The organism is Pseudomonas sp. ADAK18 (assembly GCF_012935695.1).
GTDB lineage: Bacteria > Pseudomonadota > Gammaproteobacteria > Pseudomonadales > Pseudomonadaceae > Aquipseudomonas.
This window is the reverse complement of record NZ_CP052859.1, coordinates 4,258,340-4,283,553: the sequence shown is the minus strand read 5'-3', so window position 1 is coordinate 4,283,553 and position 25,214 is coordinate 4,258,340. Positions and strand designations below refer to the sequence as shown.

24 protein-coding genes and 1 pseudogene are annotated in these 25,214 nt (G+C 57.9%); 8 read left to right on the top strand and 17 right to left on the bottom strand.

Translation table 11 applies throughout. The features are described 5' to 3' along the window. Positions 1-33 precede the first annotated feature (33 nt). The 3 genes from HKK55_RS19370 to HKK55_RS19360 all read right to left on the bottom strand — a co-directional run bounded on the left by HKK55_RS19370 (position 34) and on the right by HKK55_RS19360 (position 3,322). Complete coding sequence (locus HKK55_RS19370; RefSeq protein WP_169356143.1) at positions 34-789, bottom strand: DeoR/GlpR family transcriptional regulator; 756 nt, start codon at positions 787-789, stop codon at positions 34-36. A gap of 97 nt (positions 790-886) precedes the next feature. Beyond that, on the bottom strand, positions 887-2,392 hold the full coding sequence (glpK, locus tag HKK55_RS19365; protein ID WP_169356142.1) for a glycerol kinase GlpK: 1,506 nt from the start codon (positions 2,390-2,392) through the stop codon (positions 887-889). 78 nt (positions 2,393-2,470) lie between these two features. After that, positions 2,471-3,322, bottom strand: coding sequence for an MIP/aquaporin family protein (locus HKK55_RS19360; protein WP_169356141.1), 852 nt, complete (start codon positions 3,320-3,322; stop codon positions 2,471-2,473). A 360-nt stretch (positions 3,323-3,682) separates the two neighbouring features. On the opposite strand from HKK55_RS19360, the gene ybaK reads away from it, so the two are divergent. Then, positions 3,683-4,153: a Cys-tRNA(Pro) deacylase gene (ybaK, locus tag HKK55_RS19355; protein ID WP_169356140.1), complete on the top strand. Its 471-nt coding sequence runs from the start codon at positions 3,683-3,685 to the stop codon at positions 4,151-4,153. Positions 4,154-4,295: 142 nt separating this feature from the next. Here the strand turns inward: ybaK and HKK55_RS19350 are convergent, their stop codons facing one another. Together HKK55_RS19350 and argF are read right to left on the bottom strand one after the other, a co-directional pair. Next, a complete protein-coding gene (locus HKK55_RS19350) occupies positions 4,296-5,405 on the bottom strand; it encodes an ABC transporter ATP-binding protein (protein ID WP_169356139.1) in 1,110 nt (369 codons plus the stop codon). Then, positions 5,402-6,322 carry an ornithine carbamoyltransferase gene (gene argF / locus HKK55_RS19345; RefSeq protein ID WP_169356138.1) on the bottom strand — a complete coding sequence of 307 codons (921 nt, stop codon included), beginning with the start codon at positions 6,320-6,322 and terminating at the stop codon, positions 5,402-5,404. Before argF ends, HKK55_RS19350 begins: the two co-directional genes overlap by 4 nt. A 465-nt stretch (positions 6,323-6,787) precedes the next feature. Between argF and HKK55_RS19340 the strand changes: the two genes are divergently transcribed. Next, positions 6,788-8,896, top strand: a complete 2,109-nt coding sequence (locus HKK55_RS19340) for a molybdopterin oxidoreductase family protein (RefSeq protein ID WP_169356137.1) — start codon at positions 6,788-6,790, stop codon at positions 8,894-8,896. Positions 8,897-8,995: 99 nt separating this feature from the next. Then, on the top strand, positions 8,996-9,334 hold the full coding sequence (grxD, locus tag HKK55_RS19335) for a Grx4 family monothiol glutaredoxin (protein WP_169356136.1): 339 nt from the start codon (positions 8,996-8,998) through the stop codon (positions 9,332-9,334). A 78-nt stretch (positions 9,335-9,412) separates the two neighbouring features. Here grxD and bfr read toward each other — a convergent pair whose 3' ends face one another. Together bfr and HKK55_RS19325 are read right to left on the bottom strand one after the other, a co-directional pair. Continuing rightward, a complete protein-coding gene (gene bfr / locus HKK55_RS19330; protein ID WP_169356135.1) occupies positions 9,413-9,883 on the bottom strand; it encodes a bacterioferritin in 471 nt (156 codons plus the stop codon). A 200-nt stretch (positions 9,884-10,083) separates the two neighbouring features. Next, positions 10,084-10,302, bottom strand: coding sequence for a bacterioferritin-associated ferredoxin (locus HKK55_RS19325; RefSeq protein WP_003208706.1), 219 nt, complete (start codon positions 10,300-10,302; stop codon positions 10,084-10,086). Positions 10,303-10,539: 237 nt separating this feature from the next. Between HKK55_RS19325 and HKK55_RS19320 the strand changes: the two genes are divergently transcribed. After that, positions 10,540-11,142 (top strand): peroxiredoxin, encoded by a 603-nt coding sequence (locus HKK55_RS19320; RefSeq protein ID WP_155581257.1) that lies wholly within the window; start codon positions 10,540-10,542, stop codon positions 11,140-11,142. Positions 11,143-11,258: 116 nt separating this feature from the next. Beyond that, a pseudogene (locus tag HKK55_RS19315) lies at positions 11,259-12,283 on the top strand (IS110 family transposase). Between the two features lie 273 nt (positions 12,284-12,556). Here the strand turns inward: HKK55_RS19315 and rnt are convergent. Continuing rightward, the gene (gene rnt / locus HKK55_RS19310; protein ID WP_169356134.1) at positions 12,557-13,231 is read right to left on the bottom strand and encodes a ribonuclease T; all 675 of its coding nucleotides are present in this window, start codon (positions 13,229-13,231) and stop codon (positions 12,557-12,559) included. Then, on the bottom strand, positions 13,228-14,274 hold the full coding sequence (gene pyrC, locus HKK55_RS19305) for a dihydroorotase (RefSeq protein WP_169356133.1): 1,047 nt from the start codon (positions 14,272-14,274) through the stop codon (positions 13,228-13,230). Before pyrC ends, rnt begins: the two co-directional genes overlap by 4 nt. 156 nt (positions 14,275-14,430) lie before the next feature. On the opposite strand from pyrC, the gene HKK55_RS19300 reads away from it, so the two are divergent. The 3 genes from HKK55_RS19300 to HKK55_RS19290 all read left to right on the top strand — a co-directional run bounded on the left by HKK55_RS19300 (position 14,431) and on the right by HKK55_RS19290 (position 17,954). Beyond that, entirely contained in the window at positions 14,431-15,339 is a 909-nt protein-coding gene (locus tag HKK55_RS19300; protein ID WP_169356132.1) for an OmpA family protein, read from the top strand. 129 nt (positions 15,340-15,468) lie between these two features. Next, positions 15,469-16,686 (top strand): argininosuccinate synthase, encoded by a 1,218-nt coding sequence (locus HKK55_RS19295; RefSeq protein ID WP_088422930.1) that lies wholly within the window; start codon positions 15,469-15,471, stop codon positions 16,684-16,686. Between the two features lie 635 nt (positions 16,687-17,321). After that, positions 17,322-17,954, top strand: a complete 633-nt coding sequence (locus HKK55_RS19290) for a response regulator transcription factor (protein ID WP_169356131.1) — start codon at positions 17,322-17,324, stop codon at positions 17,952-17,954. Between the two features lie 81 nt (positions 17,955-18,035). Here the strand turns inward: HKK55_RS19290 and HKK55_RS19285 are convergent, their stop codons facing one another. The 8 genes from HKK55_RS19285 to metG form a co-directional block, all read right to left on the bottom strand. Beyond that, positions 18,036-18,221, bottom strand: a complete 186-nt coding sequence (locus tag HKK55_RS19285) for a PA3496 family putative envelope integrity protein (RefSeq protein ID WP_169356130.1) — start codon at positions 18,219-18,221, stop codon at positions 18,036-18,038. Positions 18,222-18,328: 107 nt separating this feature from the next. After that, positions 18,329-18,967 (bottom strand): endonuclease III, encoded by a 639-nt coding sequence (gene nth / locus HKK55_RS19280; RefSeq protein WP_169356129.1) that lies wholly within the window; start codon positions 18,965-18,967, stop codon positions 18,329-18,331. A 25-nt stretch (positions 18,968-18,992) separates the two neighbouring features. After that, complete coding sequence (locus tag HKK55_RS19275; protein ID WP_237151271.1) at positions 18,993-19,499, bottom strand: Rnf-Nqr domain containing protein; 507 nt, start codon at positions 19,497-19,499, stop codon at positions 18,993-18,995. Continuing rightward, entirely contained in the window at positions 19,492-20,103 is a 612-nt protein-coding gene (locus HKK55_RS19270) for an RnfABCDGE type electron transport complex subunit G (RefSeq protein WP_169356127.1), read from the bottom strand. The genes HKK55_RS19275 and HKK55_RS19270 overlap by 8 nt, the downstream gene beginning before the upstream one ends. After that, positions 20,100-21,071 carry an RnfABCDGE type electron transport complex subunit D gene (locus HKK55_RS19265; RefSeq protein ID WP_169356126.1) on the bottom strand — a complete coding sequence of 324 codons (972 nt, stop codon included), beginning with the start codon at positions 21,069-21,071 and terminating at the stop codon, positions 20,100-20,102. Before HKK55_RS19265 ends, HKK55_RS19270 begins: the two co-directional genes overlap by 4 nt. Then, entirely contained in the window at positions 21,058-22,254 is a 1,197-nt protein-coding gene (gene rsxB, locus HKK55_RS19260; protein ID WP_169356125.1) for an electron transport complex subunit RsxB, read from the bottom strand. Before rsxB ends, HKK55_RS19265 begins: the two co-directional genes overlap by 14 nt. Continuing rightward, positions 22,251-22,829, bottom strand: coding sequence for an Rnf-Nqr domain containing protein (locus HKK55_RS19255; protein WP_169356124.1), 579 nt, complete (start codon positions 22,827-22,829; stop codon positions 22,251-22,253). Before HKK55_RS19255 ends, rsxB begins: the two co-directional genes overlap by 4 nt. A gap of 162 nt (positions 22,830-22,991) precedes the next feature. Beyond that, positions 22,992-25,043 carry a methionine--tRNA ligase gene (gene metG, locus HKK55_RS19250; protein ID WP_169356123.1) on the bottom strand — a complete coding sequence of 684 codons (2,052 nt, stop codon included), beginning with the start codon at positions 25,041-25,043 and terminating at the stop codon, positions 22,992-22,994. Positions 25,044-25,214: the final 171 nt, after the last annotated feature.

Sequence of the window (25,214 nt, the reverse complement as noted above, 5' to 3'; positions counted from 1 at the left end):
GGCGGTGGAACAGGCGATGAAGCTGACGGAGAGTTAAACCACTTCCAGCCGAATCTTGTGCTGATTGAGCAACTGCACCAGCGCTGGAACCGGCTGCTGATCGGTGACCAAGCAATCAATCAAGCTGATAGGTCCCAGGCGAATCATGGCATTGCGCCCGAATTTGCTGGAGTCCGCGGCCAGGATCACCTTGCGCGCATTGGCGATGATCGCTTGGGACACTCGCACTTCCTGGTAATCGAAATCCAGCAGGCTGCCGTCTTCATCGATACCGCTGATACCCACCAGGGCAAAGTCGACCTTGAACTGGTTAATAAAGTCCACGCTGGCCTGGCCCACCACGCCGCCGTCACGGCGCACGTTGCCGCCGGTCAACAGCACATCAAAGTCATCCTTGGCACTGAGCATCGTGGCGACGTTGAGGTTGTTGGTGATGATTTTCAGGTGGTTGTGGTTCAGCAGCGCCCGGGCGATGGATTCGGTGGTGGTGCCGATGTTGATGAACAGCGAGGCGTGATCGGGGATCTGCGCGGCAATGGCTTCGCCGATGCGCTGTTTCTCGTCGCGCATCTGGTCGGCACGCATGGCGTACTCGGTGTTCTCGACGCTGGAATCATAGGCCGCGCCGCCGTGGTAGCGACGCAACAGATTATCTTGGGCGAGTTGATTGATATCACGGCGGATGGTTTGCGGGGTGACAACGAACAACTGCGCCATTTCCTCGATACTTACATAGCCGCGTTCGCGGACGAGTTCGAGGATTTGCTGCTGGCGGGGAGGCAGATTCATGGGGCGTCCTTTGGGCTGCCGTACAAAAAAGTGGCCCATGATGACGCAGGAATCTGCTCCCTGCCAGTTACAACCCTATATAGGTCCAGCCGTTGGCTTATTCAGCGCCCTCGTGAGGTTCCCAGTCGCGGGTGCGGCTGACGGCTTTCTTCCAGCCGGCGTAGAGTTTTTCCTTGGCGGCTTCGTCCAGCTGAGGTTCGAATTCGCGCTCGATGACGGCCTTGCCGCGCAATTCGTCCAGGCTGCCCCAGAAACCACAGGCCAGGCCTGCCAGGTAGGCGGCGCCCAGTGCGGTGGTTTCGCGCATTTGCGGACGCTCAACCTGAGTGCCGAGGATGTCGGCCTGGAACTGCATCAGGAAGTTGTTGGCCACGGCGCCGCCGTCTACCCGCAGGGATTTCAGGCGCTCGCCGGAGTCCTGCTGCATGGCGTCGAGTACGTCACGGGTCTGGTAGGCAATCGACTCCAGGGCTGCGCGAATGATGTGATCCACGCGTACACCACGGGTCAGGCCGAACAGCGCGCCACGGGCGTACGGGTCCCAGTACGGAGCGCCCAGGCCGGTGAAGGCCGGGACCAGGTACACACCGTTGCTGTCCTTGACCTTGCTGGCGAAGTATTCGGTGTCGGTGGCATCGGCGATGATCTTCAGTTCGTCACGCAGCCACTGCACGGTGGAGCCACCGTTGAATACAGCGCCTTCCAGGGCGTAGGCCACTTCGCCGCGCGGGCCGCAAGCGATGGTGGTGAGCATGCCGTGCTTGGACTTCACGGCCTTGTCGCCGGTATTCATCAGCAGGAAGCAGCCGGTGCCGTAGGTGTTTTTTGCCTGGCCCGGTTCTACGCACATTTGGCCAAACAGCGCCGCCTGCTGGTCACCGGCGATACCGCCGATGGCGATGCCGCTTTTGGTGCGGCCGTAGATTTCCGAGGAAGACTTAACTTCCGGCAGCATCTCACGCGGGATATCGAGGATCTCCAGCATCTTCGAATCCCACTCAAGGGTGTGGATGTTGAAGAGCATGGTGCGCGAGGCGTTGGTGTAGTCGGTGACGTGGGTCTTGCCGCCGGTAAATTTCCAGATCAGCCAGCTGTCGATGGTGCCGAACAGCAGCTCGCCGTTGCGCGCACGCTCGCGGCTACCTTCGACGTTGTCGAGGATCCACTTGAGCTTGGTGCCCGAGAAGTACGGGTCGGTTACCAGGCCTGTGGTGTCGCTGATGTATTGCTCATGGCCGTCGCGCTTGAGCTGCTGGCAGATCTCGGTACTGCGGCGGCACTGCCAGACAATGGCGTTGTAGATCGGGCGGCCGGTGACCTTGTCCCAGACCACGGTGGTTTCACGCTGGTTGGTGATGCCGATGGCAGCAACCTGGTCATGGTGCAGGCCGGCTTGTGCCAGGGCCTCGACCATCACCGCACTCTGGGTAGCGAAGATTTCCATCGGATCATGTTCGACCCAGCCGGCTTGCGGGTAGTGCTGGGCGAATTCGCGCTGGGCGGTGCAGACCACGTTGGCGTCACGATCAAAAATGATCGCTCGGGAGCTGGTCGTACCCTGATCGAGGGCAATGATGTAGTTCTTATTCTGAGTGTCGGTCATGTCGATTGCCTTGGACGGAAAAAAGGAGTGGGTCAATAGCCTGGGTCGCAAAGGGCAGGAGCACCCAGGCTACCGCTGTCAGGAAGTTCGGGTTTTGCCAGTGTCGGCGTTTTCTGCGTCAGTTGTAGCAGGTGCGGCGCCAGGCAGGTGACGGGCAATCAACCCGCGATAAGCGGCAGCGCCGAGGCAGGCACCGACAATGGGTGCAAAAATCGGAATCAGGAAATAAGGGATATCGCGCCCACCAGTGAAGGCCATTTCACCCCAACCGGCGAAAAAGGTCATCAGTTTGGGGCCGAAGTCACGGGCTGGGTTCATCGCAAACCCGGTCAGCGGGCCCATGGCGCTACCAATTACCGCGATCAGCAAGCCGATCAATAGCGGGGCCAGCGGGCCACGGGGCAAGCCGTTGTTGTCGTCGGTCAGGGCCATGATCACGCCCATGAGGATGGCGGTGATGACCATTTCCACCAGGAATGCCTGGGCAGTACTCAGCAGTGGGTGTGGGTAGGTGGAGAACACCGACGCCAATTCCAGGCTGGCCTGGGAGCCGCGGACCATATGGTGGGTTTGTTCGTAATCGAAAAACAGGTTGCTATAAAGCGTATAAACCAACGCGGCTGCGCAGAAGGCGCCCGCCACTTGAGCAATGATGTAGAACGGCAGTTTGCGCTTGTCGAAATCGGCAAAAATACACAGCGCGATACTCACGGCCGGATTGAGGTGAGCCCCGGAAATACCGGCGCTCAGGTAGATCGCCATGCTGACGCCGATCCCCCAGATGATGCTGATTTCCCACAAGCCAAAGCTGGCACCCGCGACCTTGAGCGCAGCAACACATCCGGTACCAAAGAAGATCAGCAACGCGGTCCCCAGGAATTCGGCCATGCATTGGCTTGAGAGTGGAGGCTGTTGAAGAGCAGTTGTCATTGAAAACCTCTGTTTTTGTTGTTGTCCGGCGTCTTGTCATAACGGGCAAGAGGCGATTTTCACCGTGGCGAGGATCCCCATCCTGTTCGCGGCTTGCTGCTGGGGTACCGAAGGACTGTTTCTATAGTATTCGGAAACGAAAAAATATAGACAAGAAACACGGCTGTCAAAGGTCGAAAGTGAACCATCGGTCATTTTCTAACTATTGGTGTGGTGAATGATCGCGAAGGAGATTGATAAAAGGGCTGTCACTCCCTGTTCGGATACGTCGCAGGGCGGGTCGGACTAGAGCCTTTTGCGCGGGCTTGGCCTAGAATTGGTGATCCGTTTTTCCACCTTGATGCCAAGCCTGGAGCCTTCATGACGCCCGCATTGGACTTGTTGAAAAAAGTTCGCGCCGAACATCGTATCCACAGTTATGAACACGACCCCAAGGCGGCGTCCTATGGCCTGGAGGCCGCGGAAAAGCTGGGACTTGACCCTGCTCAGGTGTTCAAGACCTTGCTGGCCAGCAGCGAAAAAGGCGAGTTGCTGGTGGCGGTGGTGCCGGTCGTCGGAAGTCTGGATTTAAAGGCCTTGGCTCATGCGGCAGGGGTGAAGAAAGTCGAGATGGCCGACCCGGCGGCCGCGCAACGATCGACCGGGTATTTGCTGGGGGGAATCAGTCCGCTGGGGCAAAAGAAGCGTTTGCGCACATTCATTGATGTGACGGCGCAGCCTTTTGCGACAATTTTTGTCAGCGCGGGGAGGAGGGGGCTTGAGGTGGAGTTGGCTGCGGCGGTGTTGGCCGAGCATACCCAGGCCAAGTTTGCGCAGATTGGCCGGGTATGAAGATCTAATGTGGGAGCGGCGGTGCGACGATTCGACTTGCTCGCGAAGGCGGAGTGTCAGCCAAGTATGCATCAACTGATCCGCTGCTTCGCGAGCGAGTCGAATCGTCGCATCGCCGCTCCCACATTTGTGTTCGGTTTCTTCAGTTGGCGGTGCTGTGACGCCGAACGCCCGATTCGACCTGAGGGATCTGCGCCGCTGTGCTGCCCGAGGCCTGGAACAGCACCAGATGCTCGGCCGCCACACGGATGCCAACCTCAGCACCTACTTGATGATCAGCATGGCTGGGGAAGATCGACTCCAGCTGGGCGCCGGTTGGCAGTTGCAAGCGATACAAGGTCGACGCACCGAGGAAGGTCTTGCCGACGATCCGTGCTTTCAACGCGCTGTCCGGGTCATAGACGATGTCATCCGGGCGCAGCAATACATCTACCGCGCCGCCAGTCGGCCAGGTATAGGCGCGATTGCCGCGCAACTCACCCAGCTCGGTACTGACGGATTCCGGCGTTGTCAGCCGCCCGCGAATGAAATAACCCTGCCCGATAAAGCTGGCGACGAACGGTGTCAGTGGTTCGTGATAAAGGTTGTAGGGCGTATCCCACTGTTCCAGGCGACCTTCCTTGAACACGCCAACATGGTCACTCACCGCGAACGCTTCCTCCTGGTCATGGGTCACCAGAATCGCACTGGTGCCTCGAGCCTTGAGGATGTCGCGCACTTCATGGCTGAGCTTGCGCCGTAGTTCACCGTCGAGGTTGGAGAAGGGTTCGTCCAGTAACAGTAGCTGTGGTTCCGGCGCCAATGCCCGCGCCAGGGCAACACGCTGTTGTTGGCCACCGGACAACTCATGGGGGAAGCGCTTGCCCAGGTTCTTGAGGTTGACCAGTTCCAGCAGCTCGGCAACGACTCGGTCTTTTTGCGGGTGCTTGCGGATGCCGAAGGCGATGTTGTCGGCCACACTGAGGTGAGGAAACAGCGCGTAGTCCTGGAACACCATGCCGATCCGACGTTTCTCCGGGGCCAGGGTAAAACCGGCGCTGGAGATGACTTCGCCCGCCAGGCTGATTTCCCCTTCATGCACCGGCTCAAATCCGGCAATCGCCCGCAGGGTGGTGGTCTTGCCGCAGCCTGAGGAACCCAACAGGCAACCGATGTCGCCAGCGTTGAGGTGCAGGTTGAGGTTCTGCACCACCCGTTGATCCTGATAACCGCACGCCAGATTGCGAAGATTCAGCAGTAATGGCTGGCTCATGCGTGGTGGTACGCCGGTTCGACGAGAAATTCGAGCAAGGCCTTTTGCGCGTGCAGACGGTTTTCCGCCTGGTCCCAGGCTACCGAACGCTGATCGTCCAGCAGGTCGAGGCTGATTTCTTCACCCCGGTGGGCCGGCAGGCAATGCATGAACAGTACGTCCGGTGCGGCCAGGTCGAGCAGGGCACGAGTCACTTGGAACGGTGCGAACAGCGCCAGGCGCTTGGCGGTTTCGTCTTCCTGGCCCATGGAGGTCCAGACGTCGGTGCTCACTAGATGGGCGCCGACGACCGCGTCCCGAGGGTCGCGCACGATTTGTACACGGCCATCGGCCTTGGCGAGGAATTCTGCGGAGGGCTCGTAGCCTTCAGGGCAGGCAATGCGCAGATGGAAGTCGAACTGGATTGCCGCTTCTATATAGCTGTTGCACATGTTGTTGCCGTCACCAATCCAGGCCACAGTCTTGCCCTGGATCGAGCCACGGTGTTCGAGGAACGTCTGCATGTCGGCCAGCAGTTGGCAGGGATGCAGGTCATCGGACAGGCCATTGATTACCGGTACCCGGGAGTTGGCGGCAAATTCGGTGAGGGTGCTGTGGGCGAAGGTACGGATCATCACCGCATCGAGCATGCGCGACATGACAATGGCGCAATCGCTGATAGGTTCACCACGACCCAGTTGGGTGTCCCGTGGCGAGAGGAAGATGGCTTGGCCGCCGAGCTGGATCATCCCGGCTTCGAAGGAGAGGCGGGTGCGGGTGGACGACTTCTCGAAAATCATCCCGAGCACGCGGTTTTTCAAAGGCTCGAACAGTACGCCGCGGTTACGCAGGTCTTTAAGCTCAATGCCTCGACGGATCACGCTGACCAGCTCTTCGGGCGTGCAATCCATCAGGGAGAGAAAGTGCCTTGCGCTCATCATTAACTACCTTTTGCAACAGACCGCAGATACTCAAAGCCTTGTTTATTGGGAAAACGGGCGAGACCTGCGGCGAAAGCCGCACGGGGCGACGAAATAGGGGAAGGCGCGATATTGACACTAAATGTCGCGTCTTACCAATAGGCTACGGTTTTTAGGGGTGTTCAAGGACGCGAGGAGAGCGCTTTTGAAGCCTGTTTCCTGACAGCAGCGGGTCATTTGTACACTGGCGTTGCTTAACTTTGCAACGCGTCAGGGCGGGCGTAGGTCAGGTTGTGTCGGTTTGGGCAGGTGGCGAAGGGTGGGATTGCCGGTTCTGAAACATTTCCTAATGCTTCACCATGGTCGGGCCTGATGGCGGCGGATTCACACGACGAACGTTGCTGGCGTAAGGGGCGGTGGCGGGCCATAGTTTTGCGCAAAGCGCTCACCCCGACAACGCTGCCCATAAAAAAGAGACTGGCCATGACCAAGACTCTCCATCACCGTGCCTGCCACCTGTGTGAAGCCATCTGCGGCCTGACCCTGGAAACCACCCAGGCCGAAGACGGCAGCCTGGCAATCACTTCGATCAAGGGCGATCCGCTGGACAGTTTCAGTCGCGGTCATATCTGCCCCAAGGCCGTAGCGCTGCAGGATATCCAGAATGATCCGGACCGCCTGCACCAGCCCATGTTGCGGGTGGGCAGCGAGTGGCAGCCCATCGCTTGGGATGAAGCCTTTGCCCTGGTGGCGGAGCGGTTGGCGGGGATCCAGGCGCGTCATGGGCAGAACGCAGTGGCGGTGTACCAGGGCAATCCCAGCGTGCACAACTATGGCTTGATGACCCACAGCAATTACTTTCTTGGCCAACTCAAGACGCGCAATCGCTTTTCCGCCACGTCGGTGGACCAACTGCCTCATCACCTCACCAGTCACCTGATGTATGGCCACGGCCTGCTGCTGCCGATTCCGGACATTGACCATACCGATTTCATGCTGATCCTGGGTGGTAACCCGCTGGCGTCCAACGGCAGCATCATGACCGTGCCGGATGTGGAGAAGCGCCTGAAGGCCATCCAGGCCCGTGGCGGCAAAGTGGTGGTGGTCGATCCCCGACGCAGCGAGACCGCGGCGATCGCCGACCAGCATCTGTTCGTGCGTCCCGGTGGTGATGCGGCACTGTTGTTCGGGCTGCTCAATACCCTGTTTGCCGAGAACCTGACCCGTGACAGCCACTTGCCGGTAGATGGCCTGGATGAGGTGCGCCGCGCCGTTGCCGGGTTTACGGCCGACGCCATGAGCCGTCAATGCGCGGTGTCTGCCGAACAGATTCGCCAGTTAGCGCGGGACTTCGCGTCTGCCGACAAGGCAGTTTGTTATGGGCGGATGGGGGTCTCGACCCAGGCCTTCGGTACCTTGTGTCACTGGCTGGTGCAGTTGATCAACCTGGTCACCGGTAACTTGGATCGAGTGGGGGGCGCCTTATGCACCACACCTGCGGTCGATCTGGTGGCGGCCACTTCCGGCGGTCATTTCAATCGTTGGCAGAGTCGGGTTTCCGGTCGCCCTGAATACAGCGGCGAGCTGCCGGTGTCGGCGCTGGCCGAAGAAATGCTCACCGACGGCGAAGGACAAATCCGCGCCCTGGTGACGGTGGCGGGTAATCCGGTGCTGTCTACGCCCAACGGGAGGCAGTTGGAACAAGCCCTGGACGGTCTGGAGTTCATGGTCAGCATCGATCTGTATATCAATGAAACCACGCGCTATGCAGACCTGATCCTGCCGTCCACCTCGGCCCTGGAAAACGATCATTACGACACCACTTTCAATATGTTCGCGGTGCGTAATGTCACGCGGTTCAATCGCGCCATCCTGCCCAAGCCCGAAGGTGCGCTGCATGACTGGGAAATCTTTGTCGGGTTGGCCCAGGCATTTGCAGCGAAGACCGGCAACACGCTCAAGCCAACCATGCCGCCGGCGCAGATGATCGATTTTGGCATAAGGGCCGGAGCGTATGGCGATGCGTCCAGTCACAAACTTTCAGTGGCGGCACTGGCTGATCATCCCCACGGCCTGGACCTGGGGCCGTTGCACGCCAATCTGGCCGGGCGCTTGAAAACCGCCAATGGTCGCCTGCAGGCTGCGCCTGAAGTGATTCTGGCGGACCTGGTGCGATTCGTCGCGCAACCGCTGCCTGAGGCCGATGAGTTGTTGTTGATCGGGCGACGGCACGTGCGTAGCAATAACTCGTGGATGCATAACTATCACCGTCTGGTGAAGGGCAAACCCCGGCATCAGTTGTTGATGCACCCCGACGATCTGGCTCGGCGCCAGTTGAGCGATGGCCAGCGGGTACGCGTCAGTTCACGGATTGGCATGATTGAGGTGGAAGTAGTGGCCAGCCTGGACATGATGCCTGGCGTGGTCAGCCTGCCTCATGGTTGGGGTCATGGCCGTCCAGGGGTGCAGATGACGATTGCCAGTGGCCAGCCCGGGGCGAGTGCCAATGACCTGACGGATGAGCGTCAAGTGGATGAGTTATCGGGCAACGCCGCGTTGAATGGTGTGCCGGTGCAGGTGGCGGCAGCTTGAAGAGTGTCTGTCGGGGAGTCCGAGCGTCATGCTGGGCTTTGCGTTACAATGCGCCACCGTGCCGACCCATGAGTCGGAAAGTTCCAGCCGAGGTGTTCCATGGATATCATCGAAACGATTAAAGAGCAGATTGCCAATAACACCATTCTGCTTTACATGAAGGGTGCGCCTAACGCCCCTCAGTGTGGCTTCTCCGCAAAGGCTTCCCAGGCAATCATGCAATGTGGCGAGAAGTTCGCCTACGTGGATATCCTGCAGAACCCGGAAATCCGCGCCAACCTGCCAAAGTACGCCAACTGGCCTACCTTCCCGCAGCTGTGGGTAGCGGGTGAGTTGGTCGGTGGTAGCGACATCATCACCGAGATGGCGGCTGATGGTTCGTTGCAAGCGCTGATCAAAGACGCGTCGGCAAAAGCTGCTGCGAAGACCGAAGCCTGATTTGTTTTAGGCTGCGGTAATAAAAAGCCCCGCTTCTCCATAAGAGAGCGGGGCTTTTTAGTGGTCGAGAATTAAGGCTTATTCACCCATCTGCGATTGCAGATAGTTCTCGATAGTGACTTTATCGATCAGGCCCACTTGGGTTTCCAGCCAGTCGATATGTTCTTCCTGATCCTCAAGGATATCTTCCAGCAGTTCGCGGCTGCCGAAGTCGCCCTTGCTTTCGCAATGAGCAATGGCGGCCTTGAGGTCGGTGTGGCTTTTGCGTTCGAAGCCCAGGTCGCAGTTGATCATTTCCTGGGTGTGCTCGCCGATGTTCAGCTTGCCCAGGTCCTGGACGTTCGGCAGACCTTCAAGAAACAGGATGCGCTTGATCAGCTTGTCTGCGTCTTTCATGGCGTGGATGGATTCTTTGTACTCATGCTTGCCCAGCTTTTCCAGGCCCCAATCTTCATACATGCGCGCATGCAGGAAGTACTGATTGATCGCGACCAGTTCATTGGCAAGGATTTTGTTGAGTTGCTGGATGACTGTAATGTCGCCTTTCATGATTGGGGTCCTGCCCTGTATTCGCTGTATATAGGGCGGAGTTTGAGCCGAGCAATTACTACTGTCAAACCTAAGTTATTGAATAATATATGAAAATTAATCGGAATAAGAATGTTTGTGTTCCGCGTCTTGACGCTAACTGATTGAAATCAAGGCATAAAAAAACCGGACATTAAGTCCGGTTCTTTAAAACACGCCAATTACGCGTGTGTAAATTCTGCTGAGTAGGGGATCGCAGCCTGGGCAGTTTGCAGCTGCGTCAGGGTTTCCCGTACCACTTGCTTGGCCAGACAGGCACATTTGCCGCATTGGCTGGCAACGCCGGTGGTTTCACGTACTTCTTTGTAGCTGCAGCAACCTTCGTAGATTGCTTCGCGGATTTGTCCGTCGGTGACGCCAGTGCAGAGGCAGACATACATAAGGGAGAACCATCGCGGGTTTGAGGCTTAAGTGCGATGGATCTTAATGTTAACGAGAATGATTGTCAAAGTAGTTTCTCCGGCCTTTGTGGTTACGCAGCCTCGCGCTGACGAACGGTTTTTTCGGTGTATGATGGTCGGTCTTCACGAAGCGTGACCGCGTCACAGGCCTGTCGTTTAGCCAAGGCACACTGAGGCCGGTCCTTTTACTTCAGCTACCACACCAGGAGATATCCAATGAGCGTACTCGTCGGCAAACAAGCCCCAGATTTCGACGTACCAGCCGTCCTCGGCAATGGCGAAATCGTAGACAGCTTCAAACTGTCTGAAGCCATCAAAGGCAAATACGGCCTGGTGTTCTTCTACCCGCTGGACTTCACCTTCGTCTGCCCATCGGAGCTGATCGCTCTGGATCACCGCATGGAAGACTTCAAGGCGCGTAACGTTGAAGTGGTTGCCGTTTCCATCGACTCCCATTTCACCCACAACGCCTGGCGCAACACCGCCATCAACGATGGCGGCATCGGTAAAGTCAAATACACCATGGCTGCCGACATGAAGCACGACATCGCCAAGGCCTACGACGTTGAGTCCGAAGGTGGCGTAGCTTTCCGTGGTGCGTTCCTGATCGACGACAAGGGCGTTGTCCGCTCGCAGATCATCAACGACCTGCCATTGGGCCGTAACATGGAAGAGCTGATCCGTCTGGTTGACGCGCTGCAGTTCCACGAAGAGCACGGCGAAGTTTGCCCTGCCAACTGGAAAAAAGGCGACAAGGGCATGAACGCTTCGCCAGAAGGCGTCGCGGCTTACCTGACCGAGAACGCTGGCAAGCTGTAAGCCACGTTCAAGGCATAAAAAAACCCGGCACTGAGCCGGGTTAATGAGATGGTCACCCCCAACACCCTGTGAGGGCTACGCTTTCACGGGGTGTTTTGTTTTCGGAGGCCATCATCATGAGCGAGTCAGCACTGATCGGTATCGATCTCGGCAAACATACTTTCCACCTGCACGGCCAGGATAAGTCGGGCTGTGAGGTGTTTCGCAAAAATGCTCACGGACGCAAATGATGCAGTTTTTCGGCAACTCGCCGAGCTGTATCGTGGTGATGGAGGCCTGTGCGGGGTCGCACTATGTTGCTCGTCAGTTGGCGGCAATGGGGCACACGGCCAAGCTGATTTCTCCGCAGTTCGTTAAGCCCTTCGTCAAGGGCAATAAAAACGACTTTGTCGACGCTGAGGCAATCTGCGAAGCCGCTTCGCGCCCATCTATGCGCTTCGTCACGCCTAAAACCGAATCCCAGCAAACCCTGTCCGTGCTACACCGGATGCGCGAATCGCTGGTGCATGACCGCACCAAAACGGCTAATCAGATGCACGGTTTCCTGCTGGAGTTTGGGATCAGTCTGCCCAAAGGGTTGGCCATCATGAAGCGTCTGGCGAGCGCCTTGGCCGAGCATGAATTACCCGTTCGTCTGACGATATTGTTGCAACGCCTGCACGACCACTTTGCCTACCTGGATGAGCAAATCAAGGTCTTGGACAAAGAGCTGGCGGGCCAACTGGCCGACGATGATCTGGGCAGTCGTTTGCTGAGTCTTCCATGTGTCGGCCCGATCACCGCCAGCCTGCTGGCTGTAGAAATGGGCGACGGCAAGCAGTACCGATGCAGTCGGGACTTTGCCGCCTCAGTGGGCTTGGTGCCCAGACAGTACAGCACCGGTGGCAAGGCCAACTTGCTGGGAATCAGCAAGCGTGGTGACAAGCACCTGCGACAACTGTTGGTGCAGTGTTCCAGGGTCTATATGCAAAATCTGGAGCACCAAAAAGGCGCCTTGGCCGATTGGGTGCGCTCATTGCTAAGTCGACGACATTCGAATGTCGTGGCCTGTGCCCTGGCTAACAAACTGGCGCGTATCGCTTGGGCGATAGCCGCTCACCATACGCAATATGAAGCAGGGCCAGACGCCTTGAACGCCTGACCCCGCGGTTGTTGCAGTACCACGATTCACCTTCAGGTTTTGCGATAGCTGAACAACAGATGATGTGAACGGCACACCGGCCTGGCGAAGATCCTGACATAAAAATCGGCTTCAGAAGCCGACGGGTTTTTAAGGATCGTCAGGCGCGACTCTCATCGTGGCGCTGGGGCATGCCCCAAACAGACGCCGGATAGATTTAAGCAAGCCAACCACACCACCCGTTAATCAGTATTGCAAAAATGGGGGTGACCATAGATTTTTATGGGTGAGAAATCAGTCGTTGAAATCTTCCCAGCCACCCATCTGTTTCCAGCGGTTGACGATGCCGCAGAACAGCTCGGCGGTTTTCTCGGTGTCGTAGCGGGCGGAGTGAGCCTCACGACCATCGAAGTCGATACCGGCTGCCTGGCAGGCTTTCGCCAGTACGGTCTGGCCATAAGCCAAACCGGCGAGAGTCGCAGTGTCGAAACTGGAGAACGGGTGAAACGGGTTACGCTTCATGTCCAGGCGTGCCACTGCGGCGTTGAGGAAGCCCAGGTCGAAACTGCTGTTATGCCCCACCAGGATCGCGCGTTTGCAGCCATTGGCCTTCAAGGCCTTGCGCACGCCACGGAAGATGTCGGTCATCGCGGCTTCTTCACTGACGGCCATGCGCAGCGGGTGATCGAGCTTGATCCCGGTGAATTCCAGGGCAGCGGCTTCGATGTTGGCGCCTTCGAACGGTTCGACGCGGAAGAAGTGGGTGTGCTCCGGGAACACAAAACCCTGTTCATCCATGCCGATGGTCGTGGCAGCAATTTCCAGCAATGCATCAGTGGCGCAGTTGAAACCGCCGGTTTCTACGTCGATGACCACTGGCAGGTAGCCACGAAAACGTTCAGCCATCGGGTGGCGTGAACCGCCACCGCCATGACCTTCGTGTTCGTCGTCGAAATGGTCTTCACTCACGGGTGTTCCTCCAGCAGGCGCCAGCGCAGTGTTTCACCGGCGCGCAGCGGGATGACGGTCAGCTCGCCAAATGGCAGGCTGGCAGGGGCGGTCCAGTCTTCACGGACCAGGGTAATGCGGTCGGTATTCGCCGGCAGGCCGTAGAAGCGCGGGCCATTGAGGCTGGCGAAGCCTTCGAGTTTGTCCAGGGCATTGCGTTGTTCGAACGCTTCGGCGTACAGCTCGATCGCCGCATAGGCGGTGTAGCAGCCGGCACAGCCACACGCTGCTTCCTTGGCGTGCTGGGCGTGAGGCGCCGAGTCGGTGCCGAGGAAGAACTTCTCGCTGCCGCTGGTGGCGGCATCCAGCAGCGCTACCTGGTGGGTATTACGCTTGAGGATCGGCAAGCAATAGAAGTGTGGCCGAATCCCCCCCACGAGCATGTGGTTGCGGTTGTACAGCAGGTGATGAGCGGTGATGGTCGCGCCGACATTGGCCGAAGCCTCGATGACGAACTGCACGGCATCAGCGGTGGTGATGTGTTCGAACACCACCTTGAGGGTCGGGAACAACTCCACGACGCGACGCATGTGTTCGTCGATGAAGATCTTCTCGCGATCAAACACATCGACATCGCCACGGGTGACTTCACCGTGGATCAGCAACGGCATGCCGACTTCTGCCATAGCTTCGATAGCCGGCAGGATCTTGTCGATGCTGGTCACGCCAGAGTCGGAGTTGGTGGTTGCGCCAGCAGGGTACAGCTTCGCGGCGTGGACGAAACCGCTGGCCTTGGCCTCACGAATTTCTTCGGGCTGGGTACGGTCGGTCAGGTAAAGCACCATCAACGGCTCGAAGCGGCTGCCAGCCGGTCGCGCAGCAAGAATGCGCTGGCGATAGGCGTCGGCTTCCGCGGCGTTTCGCACCGGAGGTACCAGGTTAGGCATGATGATGGCGCGGCCAAACGTGCGCGCTACATCGGCCACGGTTTGGGGTAACGCTGCACCATCGCGAAGATGAATATGCCAGTCGTCGGGACGCAGCAGGGTCAGGCGGTCGGACATTGGGGATTCCAGGCGGGTCAATCTGGTGGGAATGCTACCGGAAAAGACTCTTGCAGGCACTCGCTATCAAGTTTTGCGGGCGGCGACCGATATCCCTGGGTATGCCTTAACGATGTATGACGCCTTGATGTGTTGTAGAAACCAGTGGAGCCTCCCGTGCGCCAGCATTATCTAGCCCTGCTCAGTGTGTTCGCCAGCCTGCCCGCGATGGCCCTCACGTTCCAGACACGTCTGGAGAATATTGAGTGGAAGGTGGAGGGCGATAAGTTCGAGTGCCGCTTGAGCCAACCCATCACCGATTTTGGTTCGGGCGAGTTCGTGCGCCGGGCCGGCGAGCAAGCGACATTTCGTCTGAAAGCCTACAACGGTTCGCTGGGCGCCGGTTCTGCGACGCTGTTGGCCGCGGCCGCGCCGTGGCAGCCGGGGCGTGGTGACATCAATCTGGGGGCGGTACGCGTTGGCAGTGGCGATGTGCTGTTCAACAGTTCCCAGGCCCAGGCCGGGCGCTTGTTCACCGGCCTGCTTGAGGGTCGTAGCCCAACGGTGCGCCACTACGCCCGTGACGGCGGTTACTCCGAGATACGCCTGCTGCCGGTGAAATTCAACAAAGCCTACAGCGACTATCAACTGTGTACCGCCAAGCTGCTGCCGATGAATTTCGAGCAGGTCAAACAAGCTGAAGTGGGCTTCCCTGGCGGCGGAATCGAGCTGGATGCCGCTGCCAAGAAGAAGCTGTCGGTCATGCTGGAGTTCATCAAAGCCGACCCGACGGTCAACCATATCGAGTTGGACGGTCACTCGGACAACAGCGGTAATCGGCTGACCAACCGCGACTTGTCCCGTCGTCGCGGCCTGGCAGTGATGGACTATCTGAAGGCCAACGGCATTCCGGAGTCCCAGATTACCCTGCGTTTTCACGGTGAGCGCTACCCGTTGGTGCCCAATACCAATCCCGCCAACCGGGCCAAGAACCGGCGGGTCAATATTCATCTGGAACGGGTGGCAACCCCTGAAAAACCGGCGCCCCAGGCCACTGCTCCGAGCAACGCGGCAACCACGTCGTAAGGTGCGGTAATTCGTCGCCCGCTCGACATAATCTGTCGCTTTATCTTCATTTGCTGTCGCGCCTCTGTAATTTCACGGTTTTGGTCGGTAGAATCGACGCCTTTCCGTACAACCCCGTGGAGTGATGGCATGGCCGACGTAAACAAGGTCGTTCTCGCGTATTCCGGCGGCCTGGACACTTCGGTGATCCTCAAGTGGCTGCAGGATACGTATAACTGTGAAGTGGTGACCTTCACCGCTGACCTGGGTCAGGGCGAAGAGGTCGAACCTGCACGTGCCAAGGCGCAAGCCATGGGCGTGAAAGAGATCTACATTGACGACCTGCGTGAAGAGTTCGTCCGCGATTTCGTTTTCCCGATGTTTCGCGCCAACACTGTCTACGAAGGTGAGTACCTGCTGGGTACCTCCATCGCACGTCCGCTGATCGCCAAGCGCTTGATCGAAATCGCCAACGAAACCGGCGCTGATGCCATTTCCCATGGCGCCACCGGCAAGGGCAACGACCAGGTGCGTTTCGAACTGGGCGCGTACGCCTTGAAGCCAGGCGTGAAAGTGATTGCTCCTTGGCGTGAGTGGGACTTGCTGTCCCGTGAAAAGCTGATGGACTACGCTGAAAAGCACAACATCCCGATCGAGCGCCACGGTAAGAAGAAGTCCCCGTACTCAATGGACGCCAACCTGCTGCATATCTCCTATGAAGGCGGCGTGCTGGAAGACACTTGGACCGAGCACGAAGAAGACATGTGGAAATGGACCGTCTCCCCGGAGAACGCTCCTGACAAGGCCCAGTACCTGGAACTGACCTACCGCAACGGCGATATCGTCGCGCTGGACGGCGTCGAAATGACCCCGGCCACTGTATTGGCGACCCTGAATCGTATCGGTGGCGAGCACGGTATCGGCCGTCTGGACATCGTCGAGAACCGCTATGTGGGCATGAAATCCCGTGGCTGCTACGAAACCCCGGGTGGCACCATCATGCTGCGCGCCCACCGCGCCATCGAATCCATCACCTTGGACCGTGAAGTGGCTCACCTCAAAGACGAGTTGATGCCCAAGTACGCCAGCCTGATCTACACCGGCTACTGGTGGAGCCCTGAGCGCCTGATGCTGCAACAGATGATCGATGCGTCCCAGGCTCACGTGAACGGCGTTGTGCGCCTGAAGCTGTATAAGGGCAACGTGATCGTGACCGGACGCAAGTCCGATGAGTCGCTGTTCGATGCCAATATCGCCACCTTTGAAGAAGATGGCGGCGCCTACAATCAGGCGGATGCTGCTGGTTTCATCAAGCTCAACGCATTGCGTATGCGTATTGCAGCCAACAAAGGCCGCAAGTTGTTCTGAGTGATTTAAGTTGCGATGAAAAATGGCCCCTTGCTTAAGGGGCCATTTTTTTGAGTTCTGTTTATGCTTTAAACATATGGCGACTTTGTGTCGTTCAATAAGTTTAACCTTCGTTTAGTTTGTCGCGAAGCGATGTGTCGGCCCACTCGAGAGATTGATCTTGGTCGTTACGACATATCATGATGTAGTTTTCATTCAGTGCGTAGGGAATTGTATTGCGGAAATTTCACTCAATTAGTCGTCATTCAGGCGGTGTTTATTGAATGATCTGTCAGAAAATTACTATGCAATAAAATATTCTGGTTGGAACTTTTTAGCGCTTGAGTTTGCTGGGCGTGCGTCGGAATGTTGCTGCTAAACAAGGGGCATTTCCTGAAGTCAGTGTGCGGGATGTTTACCTTTGGCGATTACTCTGAGGACTTTTCACTCAAGATATGTTTTTCCTCGGAAACTTCTGAAAGCCCCAACAAAACTCGATACATCTGTTGTGGTGTCTTTTTGTAGGTTAAGTCCTATCTCTTTGTGGGGTGGGTCTCTGCTTGCTGTTGCTTGGGGGGGAGTGCTATGCCAAGGAGGAAATGACTAGGCTATTGTGCTTGCTCTAAATAATTCGAACAGCGAAATTGGACTTGCCCATGAATAAAGTGCTGATCGTGGATGATCATCCCGTCATTCGTCTTGCTGTACGTATGCTAATGGAACGTCATGGTTATGAGGTCGTTGCCGAGACTGATAACGGTGTCGATGCGTTGCAACTTGCACGGGAGCATATGCCGGATATTGTCATACTGGATATTGGAATACCCAAACTCGACGGTCTGGAAGTTATATGTCGGCTGTCGTCTACCAAACAGGCGCACCCTTTCAAGGTGCTGGTGCTGACGTCCCAGGCGCCCGGTCATTTTTCCATGCGGTGCATGCAGGCAGGGGCTGCTGGCTATGTGTGCAAGCAACAGGACCTGACAGAGCTGTTGAGCGCGATAAAGGCGGTGCTCTGCGGTTACAGCTACTTCCCTAACCAGGCGCTGAACTCGGTGCGCTCCACCATGGGGAACGCCAGTGAAGCCGATATGGTCGAGCGTCTTTCAGGTCGAGAGATGATGGTGCTGCAACAGCTGGCCCGAGGAAAGACCAACAAGGAGATCGCTGATGGCATGTTCCTGAGTAACAAAACCGTGAGCACCTACAAGACGCGCCTGCTGCTCAAGCTCAATGCGCGTTCCCTGGTAGACCTGATCGAACTGGCACAACGCAACGGCCTGGTATAGGGAAGGCCCACTCGCTCAGTGGTGTATACACAGAAAAGCCTCCGTAAAGGAGGCTTCTGATCGCTACCGGTGTCGGTTCGATCAGAGATCGAAATCGTAATCGGCCAACTGTTTTTGCAAGCGTCGCTCTTCCAGAAGATTGTCGATGGTGCGGCGTTTGCTTAAATTGGTCTTGGCCACCTCTACAGGTGCTTCCGCTGCATCGTCGTCGGATTCAGCGCCAACAAGCTCGTCTTCTACATCCAATTGTTCTTTGCCAGTGCTCATAAGGTTAACTCCAGGCTAAGACTGCCGTTGGCGCTCCTTATAACGATTATCGTGTTGCGGGTAAAAAAGATTTTTTCAATCGACTGATCAAAAAAAGCAATGGTTGCTCAATCGTCGGAAGTCTTGTCCTTGTATTCGCACAGATCTTCGATGCGGCAACTGCCGCAGCGGGGCTTGCGGGCCTGGCAGACGTAGCGTCCATGAAGGATCAGCCAATGGTGTGAATCAAGCAGATAGGGCTTGGGCACAAACTTCATCAGTTGTTTTTCTACCTCCACCACATTTTTCCCCCGGGCAATGCCGGTTCGGTTGCTGACCCGGAAAATGTGCGTATCCACAGCCATGGTCAACTGGCGGAAAGCGGTATTGAGCACGACGTTGGCGGTCTTTCGGCCGACACCGGGCAGCGCTTCGAGCTCCTCGCGTGTTTGTGGAACTTCGCCAGCATGACGCTCTACGAGCAACCGACAGGTCTCAATGACGTTTTTTGCCTTGCTGTTGTACAAGCCAATGGTCTTGATGTACTCGGACAACCCTCCAACCCCGAGGGCGTGAATAGCCGCAGGCGTGTTGGCTACCGGATACAGCTTGGCGGTGGCTTTGTTGACGCCGACGTCCGTTGACTGAGCCGAGAGAATCACGGCAATCAGCAACTCGAACGGCGAGGAGTAGGCCAGTTCGGTTTTCGGTTCCGGGTTGTCTTCGTGAAGCCGACGGAAAATTTCCAGGCGTTTTGCGGCATTCATGGGGCGAGCGGTTCCTTGCAGACGGTCAGTGTGGTTTTGAAAAGTGAGCCCAGGCCTGTCGGCCTGCGAGCAATAATCCGAGCAGGATAAATCCGCCTGGCGCGAGTGTGGTGATGGTGCTGCTGCCGATCAATCCACGCACTAAACCAAGGGTAATCAGCAGTAGGCCAAACAGGCCGAACAGTTGCAATCGCGTTTTGCCCTGGCCTGCGTCGAATCCGCCTGAATGCTCCAGCAGCACGCATTGGACGCTGATCAGCGCCAGGTAAATGCCCAGTTGTTGATACAGGGGCAGTGCAAAGGCCTGCAAGATCAGTTGTACGCAACTGACCAACGTAGCGGCGAGCAGCAGGCTGGCGATCAGTCGCATACGCTCACCGAGAAGGTTTCGCACGCCGCACATGCCCACGCCATACAGCGTCACGATTAACACCGAAAGCGCCCAGAAGCTCACGGCCTTGGGCAGCGTGTCACTGACGCCAATCAGGGGCGCAAGCATCAATGCACCGGCGAGGCCAGGTGATTTAGTCACGGGCAGTTTGCTCCAACATCGATTGCCGGTGCTCATCAAAATAGCGCAAGGCGTCATGCACCGCGTGGATTACCGCTCGAGAGGTGATGGTAGCGCCAGCCATTTGATCGAATTGTCCATGGTCCTTCTTCAAAGCCCAGTCCGCATCCGTTGGATCGTTACGAGAGCGTGCCTTGAAGGCGGCCAGCCAAGGGTTGTTGTCCTCGGCAATATGTCCACCCAGACCAGGGGTTTCCGACTGCTTCAGGGTTTTCACCCCCAGTAACTTTCCAGTGTGGGAAATGGCGATCAGCAACTCGATGGGGCCTCCGTAGCCACTGACCTGGGAGCGCAGCAGAACCGCATTGGGCTGGCTCGACAGGGTAGCGAGATAACCGCCCAGCAGTTGACTGTTTGCCAATACCTGCGGGTTCATCGCCAGCGGATGTTCCAGTGGCTGGTTGTCGTAACTGCCACCGGGCAGTATGTCCAGTAAGGCACGGCGTTGTTGGTCTTGTTGTTCCTGGGCAGCGCGGCTGGCGGTCAACTGCTGGACGAGGATGGTCAGGACAATCCCGGCGGCGGCGATCAGCAACACAATCAGCAGGCCTCGGGTGCGTTTCATGAGGTCACCGCTGGCTGTTTTGGTGTCGACAGGCGTTCCAGTGTCGGCACTGCCAGGTTCATCAGCAATACTGCAAACGCTACACCGTCAGGGTAACCGCCCCACGTACGGATCAGGTAGGTCAGTAAGCCCACCCCCGCGCCAAACATCAGGCGCGCCCGTGGACTTTTAGGGCCGGACACAGGCTCGGTAACAATAAAAAATGCCCCGAGCATGCTGGCGCCAGTGAGCAGATGAAACAACGGCGAGCCATGGGAATCCGACCCCGAGCCGTTCCAGCACACCAGGCTGATGATGAACAAGCTGCCGAGCATGCCCACCGGTGCATGCCAACTGAACACCCGTTGCTGCAAGAGAAACAGTCCTCCGGCAAGAAACGCCAGGTTGACCCATTCACTGCCCCTGCCGGCGACGTAACCGAAGGCTGGGCTGGCGGCAAACAGTTCGTCGATGGTCAGGCTCTTGTTGATGCGCAGGACATCCAGGGCAGTGGCCTGGGCCCAGGCATCCGGAGCATTGCCATGCAGGCCGAGTACCTGTTGCAGGCCCGCCAGCAGGTCCATGCCGTGAGACGCGGGCCAGTGAGTCATGGGTTGTGGAAAGGCCACCAGCATCAATGCATAACCGACCATGGCCGGGTTGAACGGGTTCTGGTTGCCACCATACAAATGTTTGCCCAGCAGTAATGCGCTGGCTACTGCCGCCACACATAGCCACCAGGGGCAATAAGGCGGTAACGCTAAGGCCAGCAGCGTAGCGCTGACCAAGCCGCTGAGATCGTTGACAGAGCGCTGGCGCAACCGCTGCACACCCGCTTCCAGCACCAGCGCACAAGTGCCGGCCAACAGCAGATTGATCAACATGCCCCAGCCGTATAGCCAGAACATGGCCAGTAAGCCTGGCACTGTCGCCAGCAGCACGCGTTTCATCGCCTGTTGCTGGCGGTCGACGGTTTCACCCGGTGACATGGCTATTCACCAAACGCAGGGCATCGTCGAGACGGCGCTGGGCATCGGCCAACTCGGCCTCGCTGGCGCCAGGTTGACGTTGAAGTTTGCTCAGGTCAGCACGGGCATAGGCCAGGGAGGTTTTCAGTTGGCGTAGTTGGCTATCGATTGGCCGCTTTTCCACACGTTGCAAGTCGGGACGGGGCTGATCGGAAACGGCTTCAGCATCATGCAAGGCTTGTTCGGCTGTGGCCAGTGCTGCACTCAATGCCGTCAGTTGTTGCGGGTCGGCGTTTTGGTTTTGGGCTTTTTGCAGTTCAGCACGACGCATCGCCAGCTGTATTTTCGCCCGTTTCAGCTCTGGATCCTTGTTCGGAGTCGGCGGCGGTGTGCTGTTCACGTCAAGCGCCGCGAGTGCCTGTTCAGCGGCTTCGAATTGCCGCTGCAGGATGATCAACTGCGACTGCTGTTCAAAGGTAGGTGGATGGCCGAAGGCTTGTAGGGATTTGTGTAGCTGGGCACGGTTCATGGCCAGGTTGATTTTGGCCTTTTTCACGGCAGCGTCCATGTCAGCTGCTTTTTGCGCGCGAACCCGCTCGATGGCTGCCTGGACCGGGTCGACTGTCACCGTCTCAACCGCCGTAGGGCGTTTGACGCGGGACAGGCGTTCGGCGAGCTTCTGTTCTTCCTCTCGGAGCAGTCGTGCGTTGCGTTGTTCAAAGCGCCGCCGGGCGCGGTCGCGCTTGACGCTGCGTGCCTGGCGCTCATGGTCGTTGGACGCCAGGCCACCCACAATCGGCAGCACCATGACCAGCGGGTGCATCTCGATGCAGTCAACGGGGCAGGGCGCGACACACAGGTCGCAACCCGTGCACTCGTCGATAATCACCGTGTGCATCAGCTTGGCGGCACCGACGATCGCGTCTACCGGGCAGGCCTGGATGCATTTGGTGCACCCAATGCATTCCGCTTCGCGAATAAAGGCGATCTGCGCCGGGGCATCCCCACGGGAAGTGTCCAGGTCCAACACGGGGACGCTCAACAACTGCGCCAGTCCGACGATAGTTTCTTGCCCGCCCGGAGGGCATTTATTGATGGCCTCGCCTTGGGCAATACCTTCGGCGTAGGGCTTGCAGCCAGGATGCCCACATTTGCCACATTGAGTCTGTGGCAGCAGCGCGTCGATACGTTGAATCAGGCTCATGGTTTGATCATTGCGTTGAAACCCAGAAAAGCCACAGCCATCAGCCCGGCACTGATCAGCTCCACGGGCAGGCCTCGAAAGGGCAGCGGGATATCGTTATCGGCGATACGTTGGCGCAGGTCGCTGAACAGGCTCAGCACCAGCCAGAAACCCAGGCCAGCGCCCAGGCTCAAGGCTGTCATATGCGCCAGCCCTCTATTGTCCTGTGTACCCATTAGCAGCACGGCCAACACCCCGGCGTTACCCAGGATCAACGGCCACAGGCCATCGAATGACAGTTTGGGTAGCTGGCGGGACAGCACGCTTAGCAGCGGTTGAATCAACAGAATGGTCACCGGCAGAAACACGAACAACCGCAGGGATGTCAGCGCCAGTGGCTGTAGCACATAGTGGTCAAGCAGATAGCCGATGACACCGCTCAGCACCATCAGCAAGGTGGTGGCAATGCCCAGGGCATGCACTTGTCTGCGTGGGGCAGTGGGTGATGCCAGCACCGGGTCGACAGCCAGCGGCATCTGCAGCACGAAGTTGCTGATCAGGGCCGTGCTGACAAGGGTGAGAAGCATATCGATCATGGGCATGCCGGGTTAAGCAAACAGAATCCGATTATCCGGCAAGCGAGGAGGGGGCACTAGCCCTGTGGCGAGCGGGCTTGCCCGCGTTGGACTGCGCAGCAGTCCCTTTTTATGGGCCGCTTCGCGACCCAACGCGGGCAAGCCCGCTCGCCACAGGTAGGGTTACTTGATGCGCTGGCCGGGCTTGGCGCCGCTGTCAGGGCTCAGCAAATAGATCTCTTCACCGCCAGGGCCGGCTGCCATCACCATGCCTTCGGAGATGCCAAAACGCATTTTCCGGGGCTTGAGGTTGGCAATCATCATGGTCAAGCGGCCTTCCAGCTTGGCCGGGTCCGGGTAGGCACTCTTGATCCCGGAGAACACGTTGCGTTGCTCATCACCGATGTCCAACGTGAGGCGCAGTAGCTTGTCGGCGCCTTCCACGGCTTCGGCCTTGAGGATCAGCGCCACCCGCAGGTCGACTGCGGCAAACGCGTCGAAATCGATTTCCGCAGACAGCGGGTCTTTAGCCAGTTCGCCATTACCGGCAGGCGCGGTTTCGCCCGTGTCAGTCTTGCTGGCTTCCAGATCTTCTTTGGACGCGTCGGTCATGGCTTGGACTTTCACCGGGTCGATGCGGGTCATCAGCGGCTTGAATTCATTGAGCTGATGGTTGCTGAGCAAGGTCGCGTGATCGTTCCAGGTCAGTGGCGGTACATTGAGGAACGCCTCGGCGTCGGCCGCCAGCAATGGCAGCACCGGCTTGAGGAAGATCACTAACTGGCGGAACAGGTTGATGCCCGTGGCACAGATGGCCTGGACTTCATCCTGTTTACCGTCCTGTTTGTTCAGCGACCACGGTGCCTTGTCGGCAATCCAGGCGTTGGCACGGTCGGCCAGGCCCATGATCTCGCGCATGGCGCGGGCAAAGTCGCGGGCTTCATAGGCGTCAGCAATGCTTGGCGCGGCGGCCAGGAACGCGTCGGTCAGCTCTGGCGCGGCATTTTCTGCCACCAGCACACCGGCGTTGCCCTTGTGGATAAAGCCTGCGCAACGGCTGGCGATGTTGACCACCTTGCCCACCAGGTCCGAGTTGACCTTCTGTACGAAGTCTTCCAGGTTCAGGTCCAGGTCATCGACGCCGCGGCCCAGCTTGGCTGCGTAGTAGTAGCGCAGGTATTCCGGCGACAGGTGATCCAGGTAGGTGCGCGCCTTGATAAAGGTGCCACGGGACTTGGACATCTTCTGGCCATTGACGGTCAGGTAGCCGTGTACGGCGATGCCGGTCGGCTTGCGGTAGCCCGAACCTTCGAGCATTGCTGGCCAGAACAGGGCGTGGAAGTTGACGATGTCCTTGCCGATGAAGTGATACAGCTCGGCGGTGGAGTCTTTGCCCCAGAACGCGTCGAAGTCCAGCTCCGGCGTACGGTCGCAAAGGTTCTTGAAGCTGGCCATGTAGCCGATCGGCGCGTCCAGCCACACGTAGAAGTACTTGCCTGGCTCGTCAGGAATTTCGAAACCGAAGTATGGCGCATCGCGGGAAATGTCCCACTGTTGCAGGCCGGCATCCAGCCATTCGGCGATCTTGTTGGCCACGGCGTCCTGCAGGGTACCGCTGCGGGTCCAGGTTTGCAGCATCTGCTGGAAATCCGGGAGCTTGAAGAAGAAGTGCTGGGAGTCCTTGAGCACCGGGGTGGCGCCGGAAATCGCCGACTTCGGATTCTTCAGGTCGGTGGGCGCGTAGGTAGCACCACATTTCTCGCAGTTATCGCCGTACTGATCTTCGGTGCCACATTTCGGGCAGGTGCCCTTGATGAAGCGGTCGGCCAGGAACATTTTCTTTTCCGGGTCGAAATACTGCGTGATTGAACGCGTGGCGATGTGACCGGCGTCCCGCAGCCGCTTATAGATCTGGCTCGACAGCTCACGGTTTTCTTCAGAGTGCGTCGAATGGAAGTTGTCGAAGTCCACCAGGAACTCGGCAAAGTCGGCGCTGTGTTCAGCCTGGACGTTGGCGATCAGTTGTTCCGGGGTAATGCCTTCCTTTTCGGCGCGCAACATGATGGCCGAACCGTGGGCGTCGTCCGCGCAGACATAAATGCATTGATTGCCGCGATGCTTCTGGAAGCGCACCCACATATCGGTCTGGATGTACTCAAGCATATGGCCAAGGTGGATTGAACCATTGGCATAGGGCAGGGCGCTGGTGACGAGGATCTTGCGTGGCTCGGACATGGGGCTCGGCTACTTGATGAAACGGAGGTCGGCCACTATAAAGCGCCGGGAAATTTATTTCACCCCGTGGCGTTGTTTCAGCGTTTTCCATTACCGCGAAAGCATGCCGCAGGCCGTCAGGAACGGTTAGGATAGCCGCCTGTTTTAGTCAGTCTTTTTCGGGAGTAGCCC

Excerpts from the sequence above, each read along its gene's own strand:
- nth (WP_169356129.1), bottom strand. The coding sequence starts at position 18,967 with ATGAATGCCGCAAAACGCCTGGAAATTTTCCGTCGGCTTCACGAAGAC.
- HKK55_RS19340 (WP_169356137.1), top strand. The coding sequence starts at position 6,788 with ATGACCAAGACTCTCCATCACCGTGCCTGCCACCTGTGTGAAGCCATC.
- HKK55_RS19285 (WP_169356130.1), bottom strand. The coding sequence starts at position 18,221 with ATGAGCACTGGCAAAGAACAATTGGATGTAGAAGACGAGCTTGTTGGC.
- HKK55_RS19320 (WP_155581257.1), top strand. The coding sequence starts at position 10,540 with ATGAGCGTACTCGTCGGCAAACAAGCCCCAGATTTCGACGTACCAGCC.
- glpK (WP_169356142.1), bottom strand. The coding sequence starts at position 2,392 with ATGACCGACACTCAGAATAAGAACTACATCATTGCCCTCGATCAGGGT.
- pyrC (WP_169356133.1), bottom strand. The coding sequence starts at position 14,274 with ATGTCCGACCGCCTGACCCTGCTGCGTCCCGACGACTGGCATATTCAT.
- rsxB (WP_169356125.1), bottom strand. The coding sequence starts at position 22,254 with ATGAGCCTGATTCAACGTATCGACGCGCTGCTGCCACAGACTCAATGT.
- HKK55_RS19325 (WP_003208706.1), bottom strand. The coding sequence starts at position 10,302 with ATGTATGTCTGCCTCTGCACTGGCGTCACCGACGGACAAATCCGCGAA.
- bfr (WP_169356135.1), bottom strand. The coding sequence starts at position 9,883 with ATGAAAGGCGACATTACAGTCATCCAGCAACTCAACAAAATCCTTGCC.
- HKK55_RS19350 (WP_169356139.1), bottom strand. The coding sequence starts at position 5,405 with ATGAGCCAGCCATTACTGCTGAATCTTCGCAATCTGGCGTGCGGTTAT.
- ybaK (WP_169356140.1), top strand. The coding sequence starts at position 3,683 with ATGACGCCCGCATTGGACTTGTTGAAAAAAGTTCGCGCCGAACATCGT.
- HKK55_RS19295 (WP_088422930.1), top strand. The coding sequence starts at position 15,469 with ATGGCCGACGTAAACAAGGTCGTTCTCGCGTATTCCGGCGGCCTGGAC.
- HKK55_RS19265 (WP_169356126.1), bottom strand. The coding sequence starts at position 21,071 with ATGTCACCGGGTGAAACCGTCGACCGCCAGCAACAGGCGATGAAACGC.
- HKK55_RS19370 (WP_169356143.1), bottom strand. The coding sequence starts at position 789 with ATGAATCTGCCTCCCCGCCAGCAGCAAATCCTCGAACTCGTCCGCGAA.
- HKK55_RS19255 (WP_169356124.1), bottom strand. The coding sequence starts at position 22,829 with ATGATCGATATGCTTCTCACCCTTGTCAGCACGGCCCTGATCAGCAAC.
- metG (WP_169356123.1), bottom strand. The coding sequence starts at position 25,043 with ATGTCCGAGCCACGCAAGATCCTCGTCACCAGCGCCCTGCCCTATGCC.
- HKK55_RS19270 (WP_169356127.1), bottom strand. The coding sequence starts at position 20,103 with ATGAAACGCACCCGAGGCCTGCTGATTGTGTTGCTGATCGCCGCCGCC.
- HKK55_RS19360 (WP_169356141.1), bottom strand. The coding sequence starts at position 3,322 with ATGACAACTGCTCTTCAACAGCCTCCACTCTCAAGCCAATGCATGGCC.
- argF (WP_169356138.1), bottom strand. The coding sequence starts at position 6,322 with ATGAGCGCAAGGCACTTTCTCTCCCTGATGGATTGCACGCCCGAAGAG.
- HKK55_RS19290 (WP_169356131.1), top strand. The coding sequence starts at position 17,322 with ATGAATAAAGTGCTGATCGTGGATGATCATCCCGTCATTCGTCTTGCT.
- grxD (WP_169356136.1), top strand. The coding sequence starts at position 8,996 with ATGGATATCATCGAAACGATTAAAGAGCAGATTGCCAATAACACCATT.